Below are 18,043 nucleotides of genomic sequence, written 5' to 3'. Positions count from 1 at the left end.
GCGCCTGCGGCTCCGCTGGACCGCGAGAGCGCCTGCGGCGCTGCTGGGCCGCGAAGCGGGGCGAACCGGTCCGGACGACGCGGGAGTGCCACGACCGCGTTCGCGGACCGCGGGAGTAGTCTGCCCCGCGATGACGCCTCCTCCGCCGCCGCAACCACCGCGCCAGCGCCGCCAGCTGGGTCGCGGCCCAGGCGCGCCGGCGAACGACCGCGAGCCGGAGGAACCCCCCACGACGTCCGCTGACGCGGACCCGCCACCAGCCGGCCCCGCCGCCGGCGCCGGTGAGGATGGGCCTGCCGGCCTCCGGCCGCAGACCGGAGCGGAGCCTGGTCACGAGGTCGCCGACGAGCAGGCCGCGACCAGCGGCGGCCTGCCACCGGTGGGCGACGTCGCCACCCGGCCCGGCCTTCGGCCGGAAGCGGGAGCGGCCCGCACCGACCCGGTCGGTGGCGCGGGTGCGCCGCCGGCCGGCTCCGGCCCGGCCAGCGCAGCGTCCTCCGTCAAGGACGACGGCCGGTTCAAGGTGGTCCTGGAGAACTTCGAGGGGCCGTTCGACCTGCTGTTGCAGCTCATCTCGCGGCACAAGCTCGATGTCACCGAGGTCGCGCTCTCCCGCGTCACCGACGAGTTCATGGCGTACATCAGGGCCATGGGTCCCGACTGGGACCTCGACCAGACCACCGAGTTCCTCGTCGTCGCCGCCACCCTGCTCGACCTCAAGGCGGCCCGGCTGCTGCCGGCCGCCGAGGTCGAGGACGAGGCGGACCTGGCGCTGCTGGAGGCCCGGGACCTGCTCTTCGCGCGGCTGCTCCAGTACCGCGCCTTCAAGCGGGTCGCCGACATCTTCGCCGAGCGGCTCGCCGCCGAGGCGCTGCGGCACCCCCGCACCGTCGGGCTCGAACCGCACCACGCCGAGCTGCTGCCGGACGTCGTCATCCGCATCGGCCCCGAGGGCTTCGCCAGGCTCGCCGTGAAGGCCATGCAGCCCAAGCCGAGGCCGCAGGTCTACGTCGACCACATCCACGCCCCCCTGGTCAGCGTCCGCGAGCAGGCCGAGGTGGTGATCGACAGGCTGCGTCAGCTCGGTCGGGCCAGCTTCGGCGAGCTGGTGGCGGACGCCCCCGACACCCTCACCGTCGTCGCCCGCTTCCTCGCCCTCCTGGAGCTCTACCGGGAGCGGGCCGTCACCCTCGACCAGGAGGAGGCGCTCGGCACGCTGGTCGTCGCCTGGAGCGGCGGGGTGCCCGACCGCCCGTTGGTCACCGACGAGTTCGACCAGGAGTCCACGCCGCGGGACGGGAAGGAGAGGCCGTGAGCCAGGAGCAGCTGGAGCAGGAACACGAGCCGGCGCCCGAGCTGGAGCTGAAGCCGTCGCTGGAGGCCGTGCTGATGGTCGTCGACGAGCCGGCCACCGAGGAGCACCTCGCCAAGGTCCTCGGCCACCCCCGGCGCGCCGTCGCCGCCGCGCTGCGCGAGCTGGCGGACGAGTACGTGGCCCAGGGCCGCGGCTTCGAGCTGCGGCTGGTCGCCGGCGGCTGGCGGTTCTACACGCGTCCGCGCTACGCCGAGGCCGTCGAGCGCTTCGTGCTCGACGGCCAGCACGCCCGGCTGACCCAGGCCGCGCTCGAGACGCTGGCCGTCGTCGCCTACCGGCAGCCGGTCAGCCGTTCCCGGGTCTCCGCCATCCGCGGCGTCAACTGCGACGGCGTCATGCGCACCCTGCTCCAGCGCGGTCTGGTGGCCGAGGCGGGCAGCGAACCCGAAACAGGTGCGATCCTGTATGTGACGACGCACTACTTCCTGGAGCGGATGGGGCTGCGCGGCCTGGACGAACTGCCGGAGCTCGCCCCCTTCCTCCCCGAGGCCGAACAGGTCGAGGGCGAGAGCCAGGAGGCGATGGCGTCGCTCACCATGGACGTAGACGCTCCCACCGACCTCCCTACGGAACACTGATGCGAAGCAGCGGCAGTAACAGCAACCGGAACTACCGGGGCGCGGGCAACAGCCGCGACGACCGGCAGCGGCGCGCGGGCCGCCCCCGCCCCGAGGAGCGCCGTTACGGCCAGGGCGGCGGCCCGGGCGGCGGGGCCAAGAAGAAGCGGAGCGCGCCGGCCCGCTCCCGCGAGTACGACGCCCAGCTCGAGGAGCGCAACCGCGCGCGGCACGACAAGCCGGCCGTGCGGCTGCCCAAGACCTTCGGCGAGGCGGAGGGCGAGCGGCTGCAGAAGGTGCTGGCCAGGGCCGGCCTCGGCTCCCGGCGCTCCTGCGAGGAGCTGATCGACCAGGGCAGGGTCGAGGTCAACGGCCAGGTCGTGCTCTCCCAGGGCCGCCGCGTCGACCCCGACAAGGACGAGATCAAGGTGGACGGGCTGACCGTGGCCACCCAGTCCCACCTGTTCTTCGCGCTCAACAAGCCGGCCGGCGTCGTCTCCTCCATGGAGGACCCCGAGGGCAGGCAGTGCCTCGGCGACTACGTGCAGAACCGGGAGACCAGGCTCTTCCACGTCGGGCGCCTGGACACCGAGACCGAGGGCCTCATCCTGCTCACCAACCACGGCGAGCTGGCCCACCGGCTCACCCACCCCAGGTACGGCGTGACCAAGACCTACCTCGCGGCCATACAGGGGCCCATCCCGCGTGACCTCGGCAAGCGCCTCAAGGACGGGGTGCCGCTCGAGGACGGCTACGCCAGGGCGGACCACTTCCGCGTCGTGGAGAACGTCGGCAAGAACTACCTGGTCGAGGTCTCGCTCCACGAGGGCCGCAAGCACATCGTGCGCCGGATGCTCGCCGAGGTCGGTTTCCCGGTCGACAAGCTGGTGCGCACCGGATTCGGCCCCATCGTGCTCGGCGACCAGAAGTCGGGCTGGCTGCGTCGGATGTCCAACACCGAGGTCGGCCGGCTGATGAAGGAGGTCGGGCTGTAGGCCGGAAGGGGGCGGAAACCGGTGGGCGGCGGCGTCGCGCCGGGGCATACGCTGGGGGAATGCGCACCGCCCTCGTCATCGGCACCGGACTGATCGGCACCTCCATCGCCCTGGCGCTCACCGCGCGCGGCGTGCGGGTGTACCTGGCCGACCAGGACCCGGACCAGCCGAGGACGGCGGCCGCGCTCGGCGCCGGCACCGACGGTCCCCCCGAGGGCCAGGTCGAGCTGGCCGTGGTGGCCGTCCCGCCGGCGCGCATCGCCGCCACGCTGGCCGAGCTCCAGCGGAGCGGCGCCGCCCGCGCCTACGTGGACGTCGGCAGCGTCAAGGGCGGCCCGGGCCGCGACCTCCTGGCGCTCGGCGGCGACCCGCGCAGCTACCTCGGCACCCACCCCATGGCCGGCAAGGAGCGCTCCGGGCCGCTGGCCGCGTCGGCCGACCTGTTCGAGGGCCGGCCCTGGGTGCTCACCCCGACCCCGGAGACCGACACCGAGGTGCTGAACCTGGCGCTGGAGCTGGCGTCGCTGTGCCGCGCCGTGCCGGTGGTGATGGACGCCGACGCCCACGACCGGGCCGTCGCCCTCGTCTCGCACACCCCGCAGCTGGTCTCCAGCCTGGTCGCCGCCCGCCTGGAGAGCGCCGAGGAGTCCGCCGTCCGGCTCTGCGGGCAGGGCATCAGGGACGTCACCAGGATCGCCGCCTCCGAGCCGCACATGTGGCTCGACATCCTCGCCGCCAACCCGGGCCCGGTGGCCGACGTGCTCACCGAGATCGCCGCCGACCTGGACGAGGCCGTGCGCGCCCTGCGGGCCCTGGAGTCCGCCGACGAGGCCAAGCGCGCCGCCGGCGTCGCCGGCGTCGAGGCGGTGCTGCGGCGCGGGAACGCGGGGCGGGAGCGGGTGCCGGGCAAGCACGGCGCCGCGCCCACGGCGTATGAGACCGTGGCCGTCCACATCAGCGACCGCCCCGGCGAGCTGGCCAGGATCTTCGCCGACGCCGGCCGGGCCGGCGTCAACATCGAGGACGTCCGCATCGAGCACGCCACGGGGCAGCAGGCCGGCCTCGTGGAGCTGATGGTGGTGCCGGAGGCCGCCCCGGGACTGATCGCCGCGCTGCGCGAGCGCGGCTGGTCGATCCGGGGCTGACCGGCGCCCGCCGGGGCGCGCCCACCAGCGGTGGGGCGGCGGCCGCGTGCGGGGCACCTCGGGCGGGCCGGTACCCTTCTCCACCGGGGGCCCGCGACCGGCGGGAACGCTTCCGGACCGCCTCCGGCCTCCGCCCCTCGCGCCCAGCCGCTCGCGGGGACCGCTCTTCGCCCGCTCCAGAAAGGTGCGCACCACCGTGACTGCAACCCCCGTCATCGTCGCCATCGATGGCCCCGCCGGCACGGGCAAGTCCAGCACCTCCAAGGCCGTGGCCAGCCGCCTGGGCCTCGGCTTCCTGGACACCGGCGCGCAGTACCGGGCCATGACCTGGTGGATGCTCGCCCACGGCGTCGACGTCAACGACCCGGCCAAGGTGGCGGCGGCCGCCGGCGAGCCGGACATCGTCTCCGGCACCGACCCGCTCGGCCCCACCATCACCGTCGACGGCGAGGACGTCTCGGGGCCCATCAGGAGCCAGGAGGTCAGCGCCGCCGTCAGCGCCGTCAGCGCGGTGCCCGAGGTGCGCGCGGTGATCACCGCCCTGCAGCGGTCCATCGCCGCCGCCGCGCCGACCGGAATCGTCGCCGAGGGCCGCGACATCGGCACCACCGTCCTCCCCGACGCCGACGTCAAGATCTTCCTGACCGCCTCGCCCGAGGTCAGGGCCGCCCGCCGCAGCGCCGAGCTCAAGGGCAAGGACGCGGCGGGCCTGGCCGCCACCCAGGCGGCGCTGCTCAAGCGGGACGCCGCCGACTCGGCGCGCAAGGCGTCCCCGCTGGCCAAGGCGGCCGACGCCATCGAGGTGGACACCTCCGAGCTGACCCTGGAGCAGGTCATCCAGTGCGTGGTCACCCTGATCGAGGAGCGCAGGCGCCGGTGAGCGCGCCCGGCACCCCCGCGGGTGAGCGCGGCGCCCGGGGCGCGGCGGTGGGCCGCCGGATCGCGATCGGCGTGGTCCACGGCGGCTGGCGCCCGCGCGCGCTCGGCACCTGGCGGGTGCCGTCAGCGGGTCCGGTGATCCTCGCCGGCAACCACGCGCACAACGTCGACGGCCCGATGATCATGGGCACCTCGCCGCGCCCGGTGCGGTTCCTGGTCAAGCGGGAGGCCTTCGTCGGCCCGGTCGCCGGCTACCTCAGGGCCATCGGCCAGATCAGCGTGGACCGGCAGGGCACCGACCGGGCGGCCGTCGCCGAGGCGCTCGCCGTCCTCGACGCCGGCCAGGTGCTCGGCATCTTCCCCGAGGGCAGCAGGGGAGAGGGCGACTTCGCGGCGCTGCGCGCCGGCCTCGCCTACTTCGCGCTGCGCTCGGGCGCCCCGATCGTGCCGGTCGCCGTGCTCGGCAGCAACGAGGCACGCGGCCGGCTGGTCCCGGCGTTCCCCCCGCTGCGGCGGCGGATCGATGTCGTCTACGGCGACCCGTTCACGCCGGTCGCGCCCGGTGGGCGGCGCACCAGGGCCGCGCTCGACGACGCCACCCTGCGCATACAGGAGCGGCTGGCGGCCCATCTCAAGGAGGCCCGACGGCTCACCGGCCGTTAGGCGACACTGGTGTGATGGGCACGGCCCGTGGCACGGCCGGCCCACGACCGACGACGAGACTTCACGAGGACGTAACTCCATGACCGACCAGAACCACCCAGGCACCGCGGACCGGCACGGTGCGCTCGGCGACGCCGAGTACGCGGAGTTCATGGAGCTCGCCACCGGGGAGGGCTTCGACGCCGAGGAGATCGACGGCGAACTGGCGGCGGCCGGCAGCGGGCCGCTGCCCGTGCTCGCCGTCGTCGGCCGGCCGAACGTCGGCAAGTCGACCCTGGTGAACCGGATCATCGGTCGCCGCGAGGCCGTCGTCGAGGACAAGCCGGGCGTCACCAGGGACCGGGTCAGCTACGAGGCCGAGTGGGCGGGCCGCCGCTTCAAGGTCGTCGACACCGGCGGCTGGGAGCAGGACGTGCTCGGCATCCACGCCTCCGTGGCCGCCCAGGCCGAGTTCGCCATCGACGCGGCCGACGCCGTGGTCATGGTGGTGGACTCCAAGGTCGGCGCCACCGACACCGACGACGCCGTGGTCAAGCTGCTGCGCCGCTCGGGCAAGCCGGTGGTGCTCTGCGCCAACAAGGTCGACGGCCCCTCCCAGGAGGCCGAGGCCGCCTACCTGTGGAACCTGGGCATCGGCGAGCCCTTCCCGGTCTCCGCGCTGCACGGCCGCGGCACCGGCGACCTGCTGGACGCGGTGCTGCGGGTGATGCCCGAGGCCCCCGCGCAGACCTTCGGCGACACCATCGGCGGGCCGCGACGCGTCGCGCTGATCGGCAGGCCCAACGTGGGCAAGTCCTCGCTGCTGAACAAGGTGGCGGGGGAGGAGCGGGTGGTCGTCGACGAACTCGCCGGCACCACCCGGGACCCGGTCGACGAGCTGATCGAACTCGGCGGACAGACCTGGCGGTTCGTCGACACGGCCGGCATCAGGCGGCGCGTGCAGGACGGCGTCGACTACTACGCCTCGCTGCGGACGGCCGCCGCCCTGGAGAAGGCCGAGGTGGCCGTGGTGCTGATCGACGTCACCGAGCCGATCAGCGTCCAGGACACCCGCATCATCACCATGGCCGTGGAGGCCGGTCGCGCGCTGGTCATCGCCTACAACAAGTGGGACCTGCTGGAGGACGAGCGCCGCTTCTACCTGGAGCGCGAGATCGAGCAGGACCTGGTGCAGGTGCGGTGGGCCCCCCGGGTCAACGTCTCGGCGCGCACCGGCCGGCACATGGAGAAGCTGGTGCCGGCCATCGAGACGGCGCTGGCCAGCTGGGAGAGCCGGGTGCCGACCGGCAAGCTGAACGCCTTCCTCGGCGAGCTCGTCGCCGCCAACCCGCACCCGGTGCGGGGCGGCAAGCAGCCGCGGATCCTCTTCGGCACCCAGGCCGGCACCAGGCCGCCCCGGTTCGTGCTGTTCGCCTCCGGCTTCCTGGAGGCCGGCTACCGCCGCTACATCGAGCGGCGGCTGCGCGAGGAGTTCGGCTTCGAGGGCACCCCGGTGCACATCTCGGTGCGGGTGCGGGAGAAGCGCGGCGCGAAGAAGAAGTAGCGGTCCTGGCCGGTCGGTTACAGGCTCCCCGGCGGTAGCGCCGCCGGGGCCACCAACTGGGCCGGTGGGTATCCGTAGACGGGCGGCGCGAGTTCGTGGTGCCGCCCGTAGTCGCGCCAACCGCCGGACCCCGCACCGTGGATGGGCCGGATCGTGCTGAACCCGACGAACCGAAGCTCCTCCTCGCCCGTGCGGTCGCCGGGCAACGCCCGGAAGAGCCGGCGGTATTCGGCGCACAGCGAGTCGTAGATCGGGGTGGCCGAGCCGCCGTGCGACTGGTCGTAGGCCGACCGCATCCCGGGGATCGGGGTTGGACGGGCGTGCTGCGGTCGCGAGGCTTCATAAGTGTGCACGCCCCTCCAACGATCGACCCACCCACCGGATGCGGGCCAACCGGGCGTTATACCCTTTCGCGCCTGCCGGCGCCCGGTCCGAAGGGACCCGCGCCCGACGCGGCGCCGTACCGGTTCGGGATGGGGGTGGCCGGCGCGGGGGCCGGGCGCCGCACGGGCCTGGCGGCCCGTGACCGGCCTGGGGCGCGGCCTGTGGCCGCTCGGCCCCGAAGGGGCCTGTCCCCCGGCGCGGTCGTGAGGTGTTGCACGCGCTGGTGGCCCGCGTCGGTTGCGCCGGGGTGCGGCTTGCCGGCGCTCGGCTCGGCGGGGCCTGTCCCTTCGGCGCGGGTGCCGGTGCCGGTCCGTGTGCGCCGGGCACGAACGGGCCTGGCGGCCCTTTGCCGGCGCCCGGATCGGCGGGGCCTGCCCCTTCGGCGCGGTGCTGTGCCGGTCCGTGTGCACGACGCACGAACGGTCAGTGCCGGGTCGCGCCTGCCGGTGCCCGGCGCGGCGCTGACCGGTTCGGGGCGGGGTAGTCGGTGCCGTTCGTGAGGTGTTGCACGCGCCTGGTGCGTCGGGTTGCGGCTTGCCGGCGCGGGTCGCGGCCTGCCGCCGCCGCTCGGCCCCTGTGCACCGCGCACGCACGGCCCCTGCCGGGTCGCGCCTGCCGCCGCCGCTCGGCCCCGGAGGGGCCGGCGTTCCGTCTCGGTGCGCTGTGCGGCTGTGTGCCAGCCCCTGGCTGCGGGGCCTGGGCCCCGACGAGGGGGCGCCGGGGCGGAGCCCCGCACGGGGGCTCCGCGGGCCGGCTCGGTCGGCGCCTGCGGGAACCTTCGGGGCGGGCGCCGCCAGGCGCGTTACGTTCCGGCGAGTGGCATCGTGGCCGCGACGAGGAGGCCGCCGGCGGCGGCCTTTTCGAGGGCGTCGCGCAGCAGGTCCTCGCGGGGCTGCTGGCCGATGGAGCCGGAGGGGGCCGCGAAGACCACCACGGACTGGCGCTGGTTGGCGCTGGCGCGCCAGCCGTCCGTGACGGTGAGCGGCTGGTGGGCCTGCCACCAGGCCACCGGCTGGCCGCCGCTCTGCTGGCCCTGCAACACGGCGTGCAGCTGGCCCATCGCCAGCAGGACCGACCAACCCGGCAGCGTCGCCGGCTGGTTGGCGAGGTCGGTGACCGGCAGGAAGCCGGCCTCGATCAGCAGCGGCAGGAAGTCGTCGCCCGGCCCCTCGGTGCCGGGGCGGGCGATCGGGCCGGTGGGCTCGACGACGATCGCGGCGTGCAGCTCTTCGCCGATGAGGATCTGGCCGCAGGTGACGCCGAGCACCGCCTGGCCCGGCGCCGGCTTCAGCTCCGAGGCGGCCGGCGCTGCCGGGGACGGGCTCTCGCCGGTGATGGAGCGCACGGCGCCCCTCAGCTGCTCCTCGGAGACGGAGACCACCTGGGAGGGGATGCAGGAGGCGTGGGCGAAGGCGAGCACCGCCGTCTCGTCGCCCACGAAGAGCACCGTGCTGGTGCGCTCCTGCTCCGGGTTTCCCGGGGTGCGGCAGGAGGTGCAGTCGTAGCTGCTCGGCGCGTTCTCGCCGGCCAGCAGCCGTTCGGCTTCTTCGTCGCCGATCTCGGCGCGTACGTCGTCGCTGACGTCGAGCATGGGGGACACGGTCGCTCCTCAGTTCGAGCTGCGGAAGTCGTGGACGGGGGCCCTGAGCGCCCGGGGGCGTCAGTGCCCCGTGCACAACGGTGGGAGCGGCGTGGGGGTCACGCCCGGCGGGCGGGCAATCGTCCCATCGGAGGTGAAGCGTAGTGGGCACGACAAACGCCGGAGTTCACTCTCGTTCACCGGGTGTGTGAATTTCTGGTGCGCGGGAAATCGATCGGACGGCTCGGGAAAAGGGGCCGGCCAAATCGTTCGCGGCGAGTGGGGAACGGAAATTCGGTGGGGCCGGAAGGGGGGCGTTCATTCCCCGAGGGGTACGTTCGGCCGAACAGGTCCCGCCGGGCCGCGCTGTGACACAAGCGTGACAGTTCCTCGGTCCTGGCCTGACCTTCGGGGTGTCCCCGGGCCCCGGCAGGCCGTACGGTGGGCCGCATGGCACCTCTACCCCAGCAGCCCCGGACACCCGACGACGCCCCGGAGGAGTACGTGGGCCTCACGGCCGACGTGGCCGAGCGGCGGGCCAGGGACCGGGGATGGTCCACGGTGCGTCGGCTGCCGCCGGACGCCATCATCACCATGGAGTTCATGGCGGGCCGCCTCAACCTCGCCGTGCGCGACGGCGAGGTCGTCCGCTGCTGGAAGGGCTGAGCCTCAGCGGCTCCCGACCGGCCTGGCCGGCGGGTGGTCCGGGCGGCCGCCGGGGCGGGGGCGGTTCGGCGCGCGCAGCCTGAGCTTCGCGGGGTGCGCGCCCGCGCCCGACCGCGCCGCCACCCCGGAGCCCACGAGCGAGGCGGCCACCGGCTGCGGCGTGGCGTCGAGCTGGGGCGCGGTGTGCGCGTACCGGCCCGGGGTGCCGAACACCCGGTCCCGGACGGCGAGGAGCATGGCGTCGACGCGGTTGATCAGCGGCTCCCCCCAGGGCAGGGCCAGCAGGATCAACAGCCCGGCCGCCCAGCCGAGCAGCACGTCGCTCACCCAGTGCGTGCCGAGATAGACGGTGGTGGCGCCGACGCCGAGCGCGCAGAACGCGGCGATCACCGACAGGAGGCGGCGGGCGCGCGGGGTGGTGGCCAGATAGGCCAGGATCCCCCAGGTCACGACCGCGTTGGCGGTATGTCCCGAAGGAAATATATCGCCGGTCAGGAACATCTCGTTCGAGCCCATGGCGGTGGCGTAGTGGGGCCCCTCCCGGCCCATGCCCAGCTTGGCGGCGCCGACCGTGACGTTCAGCAGGAGCAGCGAGAGGGCCATCACCAGCAGCGGGCGCAGGGTGCGCGTCCGCCAGGAGCGCCAGCCGAGCCAGGCGGCGACCAGCGCCGCGGTGGGCCCGCGCTGCCCGAGCACGACGAAGTAGTCGAGGAAGGCGTGCATCTCCGGCCACTGCTTGTACGGCCGGAACAGCATCACCTGCCAGTCGAGGCGGACGAGCCAGGACGTGCTGAGCACCGCCGCCACGATGGCCACGTAGAAGCCCAGCGTGGCCCACAGGAGCGCCCCGCGCGTGCGGCTCATCACGGGAACCGGCATGCTCGGCGGCTGTGGCTCCTGTTCGAGGCGGGCTAGGAGTCGGTCGGTACGCACTTTTTCAAGATTACAGCCCGTGATAGCAGGCTTCCTGCCCGCCCCCGTCTTCGTAATGGCGATGTGATGTGCCGCCAGTCTTTTCACCTGCCCGGGCTCCCGTCGCACGACGAAATGGACGGGCCCCGGGAATTGACGCCGAGGTATTTCCGGGACGGTCGGCTCATCGTCTTTTCATGGCCGGTGAAGGGGAATTGCGCGCGGTCACCAGGTGAACGTGGGCGCGGACGGCGGCGGTTCGCTGACGCGTGCGGGCGCGTTCGATGGCCGGCGGGCGCCTGTCGTACGCTGTCTGCCCGTCCTGCCCTCCACACCGTGCCCGGTGCGCGCGCCACCGGGATTCCCCCGCGGTGACGAGGGGACGTCACGCGCGCCACAGGGAGGTGCGTTGATGTCCGAGACGCCCCTGCCCGGGTCCACGGTCCGAGAGCGCGACGGCGCGCTCGGCGGCCACCCCCGCCGCTGGACCGTCCTCGTCGTGCTCTGCGTCAGCCTGCTCGTGGTGGCGATAGACGCCACCGTGCTGCACGTGGCCGTGCCGGCCGTCAGCGAGGAGCTGCGCCCCGGTGGCATCGAACTGCTGTGGATCGTCGACGCCTACCCGCTGGTCTGCGCCTCCCTGCTGATCCTCTTCGGCACCCTCGGCGACCGGGCCGGCCGCCGCCGGGTGCTGCTGCTCGGCTACGCCTGCTTCGGCGTCGCCTCCGCCGTCGCCGCCTACGCGCCGAGCGCCGGCGTGCTGATCGGCGCCAGGGCGCTGCTGGGCGTCGGCGGAGCCATGATCATGCCGGCCACGCTGTCCATCCTGCGTCACGTCTTCCCCGACCGCAGGGAACGGGCCTTCGCCATCGGCGTCTGGAGCGCGGTGGCCGCGGTGGGCGCCGCGCTCGGCCCGCTGGTGGGCGGGCTGCTGCTCGAACACTTCTGGTGGGGCTCGGTCTTCCTCGTCAACATCCCGCTGATGGTCGTCTGCCTGCCGGTGGCCCGGGCACTGCTGCCCGAGTCGGCCGGCGACGGCTCGGGGCCCTGGGACGTGGCCGGGGCCCTGACGGCGGCGGTCGGCCTCTTCTCCGTGATCCTGGCGCTCAAGCGGATCGGCGCCGGCGACCTGTTCACGCCGGGCACGGCGCTGGCCGCCCTGGTGGGCGTGGCGCTGCTCACCCTCTTCGCCCGGCGCCAGCGCCGCGCGAGCCACCCGATCATCGACCTGACCGCGTTCGCCAGACCGGCCTTCGGCACCTCGGTGGGCTGCATCGTGCTCACCGTGCTCGCCCTGGTCGGCCTCGCGCTCGTCGCCGCCCAGTACCTGCAACTGGTGCTCGGCCTCTCGCCGTTGGAGACCGGCCTGCGGCTGCTGCCGCTGAGCCTGGCCGCCATCGCCGCCGGCCTCGTCGGCTCCCGGCTGCTGCACAGGGTCGGCCCCCGGCTGATGGTGGTGCTCGGCTTCTGCCTCACGGCGCTGGCCGTGCTGCTCCTCGTCGGCCTGGGCGAACAGGACCGCCCGGTGCTGATGACCCTCGGCTTCGTGCTGCTCGGCTTCGGCCTCGAGACCACGCTGTTCGCCGCCTACGAGTCCATGCTCAGCGACGCGCCGGCCGCCGAGGCGGGCAGCGCCGCGGCCGTCGGCGAGACCGCCTACCAGTTCGGCGCCGGCATCGGCATCGCGCTGCTCGGCAGCCTGATGAACGCCGTGTACGGCCCCGCGCTCCGCGGCCTCGCCGGCGTGAGCACGGCCGACGCCGAGGCGGCGGGCCACTCCCTCGGCGAGGCGTACACGGTGGCCGACCGGCTGGGCGGCGTCAGGGCCGAGGCCGTGCGGGACGCCGCCCGCGAGGCGTTCGTCCAGGGCATGCGGCTCACCCTGGTGGCCAGCGCGGCGCTGCTGCTGCTGGGCGCCGTGGCCGCCTGCCGGCTGCCACGCCGGCTCTGCGCGGCGGGACGCTCCGGCCTGCCGGCGCAGGGGCGGGAGGCCGACGGCAGGTCGCTCTTGCCCAGCGGGATCACCCGCCCCTAACGTCGGCGCGGTGACCGCTGACACCCCGCCACCGTTCGACCCGGTCGACCCGCTGGGCATCGACGAACTCCTCGACGAGGACGACCTGGCGGTGCGCGCCGCCGCCCGCGCCTGGGCGCGGGACCGGGTGCTGCCGCACATCGCCGAGTGGTACGAGCGCGGCGAGGTTCCGGACGTCCGCGAACTCGCCAGGGAACTCGGCGCGCTCGGCGCCCTCGGCATGTCCTTGTCGGGCTACGGCTGCGCCGGCGCATCGGCCGTCCAGTACGGCCTGGTCTGCCTGGAGTTGGAGGCCGCCGACTCCGGGATCCGCTCGCTGGTCTCCGTGCAGGGCTCCCTGGCGATGTACGCCATCCACCGCTACGGCTCCGAGGAGCAGCGCCGCCGCTGGCTGCCGGCGATGGCCAGCGGCGAGACCATCGGCTGCTTCGCGCTGACCGAGCCCGACCACGGCTCGAACCCGGCCGGGATGCGGACCCGCGCCGAGCGGGCCGGCGGCGACTGGCTGCTCACCGGCCGCAAGACATGGATCACCAACGGCTCGTTGGCCGACGTGGCCGTGGTCTGGGCCAGGACCGACGACGGCGTCCGCGGCTTCCTGGTGCCGGCCGGGACGCCGGGCTTCGCGGCCACCCCGATCCGTCACAAGGGCTCGCTGCGGGCCTCGGTGACCAGCGAACTCTCCCTCGACGGCGTCCGGTTGCCGGCCGACGCGGTGCTGCCCGAGGCGCGCGGCCTGCGCGCCCCGCTCGGCGCGCTGAGCCACGCCCGCTACGGCATCACCTGGGGCGCGCTCGGCGCCGCCCGCAGCTGCTTCGAGACGGCGCTGGAGTACGCGCGCGTGCGCGAGCAGTTCGGCCGCCCGATCGGCGGCTTCCAGCTCACCCAGGCGAAGCTCGCGGACATGGCGGTCGAGCTGCACAAGGGCCTGCTGCTCGCCCTCCACCTCGGCCGCCGCCTCGACGCCGGCCGGCTGCGACCCGAGCAGGTGAGCTTCGGCAAGCTGAACAACGTGCGCGAGGCGCTGGACATCTGCCGCACGGCCAGGACGATCCTGGGGGCGAACGGCATCTCCCTGGAGTACCCGGTGATGCGGCACATGGCCAACCTGGAGTCCGTGCTGACGTACGAGGGCACGAGCGAGATGCACCAACTCGTCATCGGCAAGGCGCTGACGGGCCTCGACGCGTTCCACTAGCCGTGGTGGCCGGACGGGTGGGTGGGGCAGGCGGCTTCGCCGCCGCCGCCGCGGCGGCGGCGAAGCCGCCTGGCCGCGGCGCTTCGCGCGGGGCGGCCTCGGGGCCATGGCCGTTGGCTGTCCTGGGCTGTTCCGCGGTGGAGCCGGCGGGCGTGGCCCGGCTGCCTGGCGGTGTCCGGACCCGGCGGTCCTGAGGGTCGGCCTGCGGCGGGCTTCGAGCCATGTCCGCTGGATGTCCTGGGCGTTCCGCGCCCGGGGGCGGCTGTGGCCGGGTGGCTGGCCGCGGCGCTTCGCGCCTGGGCGCGGTGGTGAGGGCGTGGCTGGCCGCTTGGCCGATGATCCGAGTTGGGGCTGGGTCGGGTGCGGCCGGCAGCCGGGCGGTTGGCCGCGGCGCTTCGCGCGCGGCGGGGTTCCGGCTCATGGCTGTTGGCTGTTCCGCGCCCGGGCTCGGCCCCCGGCCGGGGCCGGCCGCGGCGCTTCGCGCTTGGTGCGCTTCTGGACCATGTCCGTGGGGTGCCCTGGGCTGTTCCGCGCTGGGCGCGGCGTCCCGGCCGTCTGGCCGCCGGCAGGTGAGGGGTCGGGAGACGGCCTGGCGGCCCGCTCGGCCGGCCAGGCCCCCCGCCTCAGCTCTGGTTGAAGAAGCCGTCCTCCGAAGGGCGGCGGCGGCGCTCGTCGCTGACGATCTCGTATTCGGCGGGGGTCAACAGGAAGACCCGGTTGGCCACGCGCTCGATCGTGCCGCGCAGGCCGAACGTGAGGCCGGCCGCGAAGTCCACGACGCGCTTGGCGTCGGCGGAGTCGAGCACCGTCAGGTTGACCACGACCGGAATACCGTCGCGGAAGAGTTCACCGATGCGACGAGCGTCCCGGAAGCCGTCGGGGGTGATCGTCGCGATGCGCCCGCCCTGGTCGTGCGCGACCTCGGCGGCCACCCGGACCCGCGGGTCGGTGGTCCACGGCCCCGCGTCGTCGCCAGGCTCCGGCCCCTCGGCGTACTCGTCGTCGTAGTAACGCATCTCGCTGTCATCGACGAGGCCCAACCAGGCACTCGCCCTACGCACCGATCCCATGGACTCCTCCTTTCTCCTCTCGCGGCCCTCTACCCATCCGCATGCCTATCGTGGTCCATGATGCTGACAATGCGCCAAGGGGATAGCCAAAGGAATCGCGTTTCGTGACGGTTCTGGTGCATTCGACGCGCTCCGCCGGCAGCACGTTTGCAGTATCCGCCCGCTGACGCTGTGTGAGGTACTCCGGTCTCCGCCGAACGAGTGAGGCGGATGTGTCCGGGCTGGCCGAAAGGCGTTCTTTTCAACGGGGCCGCTGGTGAGGAGACTCTCGGCAGCGCTTGTCAGGAGCATGCCCCACAGCCGGCTCCTGGCCACGCCTCACGGGTCCGCCTACCCAACGGGCCCCGGATTCCTTACTGGAGGAAGTACAAGTGAGTTTGAAGCGCAGGAACCCCCACAGAGGCACGTCCCGACGGCTCCGGCTGATCGCCGCGTCCTCGGGTCTGCTGGCCGCCGCCGCGTTCGCCCTTCCGAACGCGGCCCAGGCCGAACCCGTCTCCACCTTCAGCGCGGCCCAGCTGACCTCGGCGAGCAACGCGGTGCTCGAGGCCGACGTGGCCGGCACCTCCTGGACCGTCGACAAGGCGACGAACCGCGTCGTCGTCACCGCCGACGAGTCCGTCACCGCCGCCGAGATCAACGAGATCAGGCAGAGCGCCGGGACTCTCAGCGGTGCCATCTCCATCGAGCGCACCGAGGGCACCCTCCAGCGCTACATCGCCGGCGGCGACGCCATCTACGCCTCCCTCGGCTGGCGCTGCTCGCTTGGCTTCAACGTCAACATCGGTGGCACGCCCTACGCCCTGACCGCCGGTCACTGCACCGACGGCAACCCGGGCTGGTACACCAACTCGGGCCTGTCCACCTCGATCGGCCCGACGGCCGGCAGCAGCTTCCCGGGCAACGACTACGGCATCATCCGGGTCAGCAACACCTCGCTGTCCCGGCCGAGCTCGGTCAACCTGTACAACGGGACCACGCGTGCCATCACCGGCGCGGCCAACGCCACCAACGGCCTCGCCGTGCAGCGCAGCGGCTCCACCACCGGCCTGCGCAGCGGCTCGGTCACCGGTCTCAACTACACCGTCAACTACGGCGGCGGCGACATCGTCTCCGGTCTGATCCGGACCAACGTGTGCGCCGAGCCCGGCGACAGCGGTGGCCCGCTGTTCTCCGGCAACACCGCCATCGGCCTGACCTCCGGCGGTAGCGGCAACTGCTCCTCCGGCGGCACGACGTACTTCCAGCCGGTCGTCGAGGCCCTGAACGCCTACGGCGCTTCCATCGGGTGATCCAGGCGCCGGCGGGCACCCGCCGGCGCTCACCGACCGCCCCCGCCCGGTCCCCCGGGCGGGGGCGGTCGTCTGTGTGCGCCCCGTGCCGGTGGCGCGCGACCGCCCGCACAACCCGGCCCGTCGGCCGGGTTGTTGACCGTCCGGCGGCCGTCCTGTGCCCTCCTGGGGGTTTCTGGGGTCCGGTGTGGCCCATCTCACGCGTGCACGACTCGAAATATCAACATCCCGGGAGGAGGTGGAGACATGAGGGTCGATTTTCAGACAGGTCTAGTCCTCGATCCGAGGTGACGCGCCGGCGCGAGACCGCTACGTGCGTGCGTACGAGCCGTCCCCGGTGGGGGTAGGGCTGTCGGTCTCCGGTGGCAAAGTGCGGAGTGTTGTGGATGGTTTACGCGCATTACGCCAGCCGGTGTGATCGTATGGCCGGGGCAAGATCTGAGCCTTGCGCCGGTCGACGCGGGCTGGGAATACTCGCCAGCACCGCTTGGCATGGACGGCGCGACCCCGACGGGGGTGGCCAGGTCTGTGCCCTCTCTCCGGAGCACGGTGCTCCAACCCCCACAGGAGGAAAAGAGCGTGACACACCGACGTACGTCCAACCGCCGCCTATGGGCCGCCTCAGCCGGAATCGTCGCCCTCGTCGCCGGAACGTTCGCTGTCGCACAGGCGAACGCGACCCCCACCGCTCCGGACGAGGCCATCCCCACCGTGCTGTCCTCCGTCGAGGCGGGCCAGCTCGCCTCGACCCTCGTCGGAACGCTCGACGACGCGGTCGCCGGCTCCTACTACGACGCCGAGGCGGGCACCCTGGTGGTGAACGTGGTGGACGAGTCGGCCAGGGCCGCGGTCGAGGACTCCGGCGCCGAGGCCCGGATGGTCAGCTACTCGCTCGACGAACTGGCCGAGGTGCGGTCGCAGGTCTCGGAGTTCGCCGTGCCGGGCACCGCCTGGACGGTCGACCCCGTCACCAACACCGTCAAGGTCACCGTCGACGGAACCGTCCAGGGCGAGGCCCGCGCGGCCGTCGAGGACTCCGTGGCCGCGCTCGGCGACGCCGCCACCTTCGAGACGGTCGCGGGTGAGTTCCAGCCCTTCGTCGCCGGCGGCGACGCGATCTTCTCCTCCGGCGCCCGCTGCTCCCTCGGCTTCAACGTGACCACGGCCGCCGGCACGCCCGGCTTCCTGACGGCCGGTCACTGCGGCGAGACCGGCAGCACCTGGTCGGACGAGGCCGGCGGCGCGACCGTCGGCACCATGACGGAGAGCGAGTTCCCCGGCTCCGACTTCGCGCTGGTCGAGTACGAGGGCGAGGTCGACGCGCCGAGCGAGGTCAACCTCTACGACGGCACGGCGCAGGAGATCACCGGCGCGGCCGAGGCCGTGGTCGGCCAACCGGTGCAGCGCAGCGGCAGCACCACCGGACTGCACGACGGCGTCGTCACGGCCGTCGACGTGTCGGTGAGCTACCCGCAGGGCACGGTCGAGGGCACGATCCAGACCACGGTCTGCGCCGAGCCGGGTGACAGCGGCGGCGCGCTGTTCGCCGACGGCGAGGCGGTCGGACTCACCTCGGGCGGCAGCGGCGACTGCACCTCCGGCGGCACGACGTTCTTCTACCCGGTGACGGACGCGCTGGCCGCGGTGGGAGCGACGCTCCCGTAAGGCGGTTTGGTTCGCCCCCGCCCACCCGCCCCTTCCCGGGGTGGGTGGGCGGCGTTTCGCTGCGTGTCGCTGCGCGCTGGGCGTG

General features: G+C 73.7%; 16 protein-coding genes. 12 read left to right on the top strand and 4 right to left on the bottom strand.

Annotated features, from left to right (window positions below; translation table 11 throughout):
- The first annotated feature begins 130 nt into the window (after positions 1 to 130).
- The 7 genes from RNC47_RS26890 (at position 131) to der (ending at position 7,157) form a co-directional block, all read left to right on the top strand.
- Positions 131 to 1,315 carry a segregation and condensation protein A gene (locus RNC47_RS26890; protein WP_311602339.1) on the top strand — a complete coding sequence of 395 codons (1,185 nt, stop codon included), beginning with the start codon at positions 131 to 133 and terminating at the stop codon, positions 1,313 to 1,315.
- Positions 1,312 to 1,953, top strand: a complete 642-nt coding sequence (gene scpB / locus RNC47_RS26885; protein WP_311602338.1) for an SMC-Scp complex subunit ScpB — start codon at positions 1,312 to 1,314, stop codon at positions 1,951 to 1,953. Before RNC47_RS26890 ends, scpB begins: the two co-directional genes overlap by 4 nt.
- Positions 1,953 to 2,927: a pseudouridine synthase gene (locus tag RNC47_RS26880; RefSeq protein WP_311602337.1), complete on the top strand. Its 975-nt coding sequence runs from the start codon at positions 1,953 to 1,955 to the stop codon at positions 2,925 to 2,927. Before scpB ends, RNC47_RS26880 begins: the two co-directional genes overlap by 1 nt.
- Before the next feature lie 59 nt (positions 2,928 to 2,986).
- Positions 2,987 to 4,072: a prephenate dehydrogenase gene (locus RNC47_RS26875; RefSeq protein ID WP_311602336.1), complete on the top strand. Its 1,086-nt coding sequence runs from the start codon at positions 2,987 to 2,989 to the stop codon at positions 4,070 to 4,072.
- Between the two features lie 196 nt (positions 4,073 to 4,268).
- Positions 4,269 to 4,952 (top strand): (d)CMP kinase, encoded by a 684-nt coding sequence (cmk, locus tag RNC47_RS26870; RefSeq protein ID WP_311602335.1) that lies wholly within the window; start codon positions 4,269 to 4,271, stop codon positions 4,950 to 4,952.
- A complete protein-coding gene (locus RNC47_RS26865) occupies positions 4,949 to 5,614 on the top strand; it encodes a lysophospholipid acyltransferase family protein (RefSeq protein WP_311602334.1) in 666 nt (221 codons plus the stop codon). Before cmk ends, RNC47_RS26865 begins: the two co-directional genes overlap by 4 nt.
- Positions 5,615 to 5,693: 79 nt before the next feature.
- Positions 5,694 to 7,157 (top strand): ribosome biogenesis GTPase Der, encoded by a 1,464-nt coding sequence (der, locus tag RNC47_RS26860; protein WP_311602333.1) that lies wholly within the window; start codon positions 5,694 to 5,696, stop codon positions 7,155 to 7,157.
- 17 nt (positions 7,158 to 7,174) lie between these two features.
- On the opposite strand, the gene RNC47_RS26855 is transcribed toward der, so the two are convergent.
- Both RNC47_RS26855 and RNC47_RS26850 read right to left on the bottom strand, forming a co-directional pair.
- A complete protein-coding gene (locus RNC47_RS26855) occupies positions 7,175 to 7,453 on the bottom strand; it encodes a hypothetical protein (RefSeq protein WP_311602332.1) in 279 nt (92 codons plus the stop codon).
- Positions 7,454 to 8,343: 890 nt separating this feature from the next.
- Positions 8,344 to 9,141: a hypothetical protein gene (locus RNC47_RS26850; protein ID WP_311602331.1), complete on the bottom strand. Its 798-nt coding sequence runs from the start codon at positions 9,139 to 9,141 to the stop codon at positions 8,344 to 8,346.
- Positions 9,142 to 9,570: 429 nt separating this feature from the next.
- On the opposite strand from RNC47_RS26850, the gene RNC47_RS26845 reads away from it, so the two are divergent.
- Entirely contained in the window at positions 9,571 to 9,786 is a 216-nt protein-coding gene (locus RNC47_RS26845) for a proteinase inhibitor I78 (RefSeq protein WP_311602330.1), read from the top strand.
- Positions 9,787 to 9,789: 3 nt separating this feature from the next.
- Here the strand turns inward: RNC47_RS26845 and RNC47_RS26840 are convergent, their stop codons facing one another.
- Positions 9,790 to 10,719 carry a phosphatase PAP2 family protein gene (locus RNC47_RS26840; RefSeq protein ID WP_311602329.1) on the bottom strand — a complete coding sequence of 310 codons (930 nt, stop codon included), beginning with the start codon at positions 10,717 to 10,719 and terminating at the stop codon, positions 9,790 to 9,792.
- Positions 10,720 to 11,110: 391 nt separating this feature from the next.
- Here RNC47_RS26840 and RNC47_RS26835 point away from each other — a divergent pair, with 391 nt between their 5' ends.
- The gene (locus RNC47_RS26835) at positions 11,111 to 12,733 is read left to right on the top strand and encodes an MFS transporter (RefSeq protein ID WP_311602328.1); all 1,623 of its coding nucleotides are present in this window, start codon (positions 11,111 to 11,113) and stop codon (positions 12,731 to 12,733) included.
- Positions 12,734 to 12,743: 10 nt separating this feature from the next.
- A complete protein-coding gene (locus RNC47_RS26830) occupies positions 12,744 to 13,931 on the top strand; it encodes an acyl-CoA dehydrogenase family protein (protein WP_311602327.1) in 1,188 nt (395 codons plus the stop codon).
- Between the two features lie 623 nt (positions 13,932 to 14,554).
- On the opposite strand, the gene RNC47_RS26825 is transcribed toward RNC47_RS26830, so the two are convergent.
- Positions 14,555 to 15,001: a cell division protein SepF gene (locus RNC47_RS26825; RefSeq protein WP_311602326.1), complete on the bottom strand. Its 447-nt coding sequence runs from the start codon at positions 14,999 to 15,001 to the stop codon at positions 14,555 to 14,557.
- Positions 15,002 to 15,372: 371 nt separating this feature from the next.
- On the opposite strand from RNC47_RS26825, the gene RNC47_RS26820 reads away from it, so the two are divergent.
- Positions 15,373 to 16,293: a S1 family peptidase gene (locus tag RNC47_RS26820; protein WP_311602325.1), complete on the top strand. Its 921-nt coding sequence runs from the start codon at positions 15,373 to 15,375 to the stop codon at positions 16,291 to 16,293.
- Positions 16,294 to 16,872: 579 nt separating this feature from the next.
- Positions 16,873 to 17,958, top strand: coding sequence for a S1 family peptidase (locus RNC47_RS26815; protein ID WP_311602324.1), 1,086 nt, complete (start codon positions 16,873 to 16,875; stop codon positions 17,956 to 17,958).
- The last annotated feature ends 85 nt before the right edge of the window (positions 17,959 to 18,043 follow it).

It is taken from the genome of Streptomyces millisiae (assembly GCF_031845425.1).
In the GTDB taxonomy this organism is placed as follows: Bacteria; Actinomycetota; Actinomycetes; order Streptomycetales; family Streptomycetaceae; genus Streptomyces; species Streptomyces millisiae.
The sequence above is the reverse complement of the archived record's forward strand: the minus strand, read 5'-3'. Positions and strand labels throughout refer to the sequence as shown.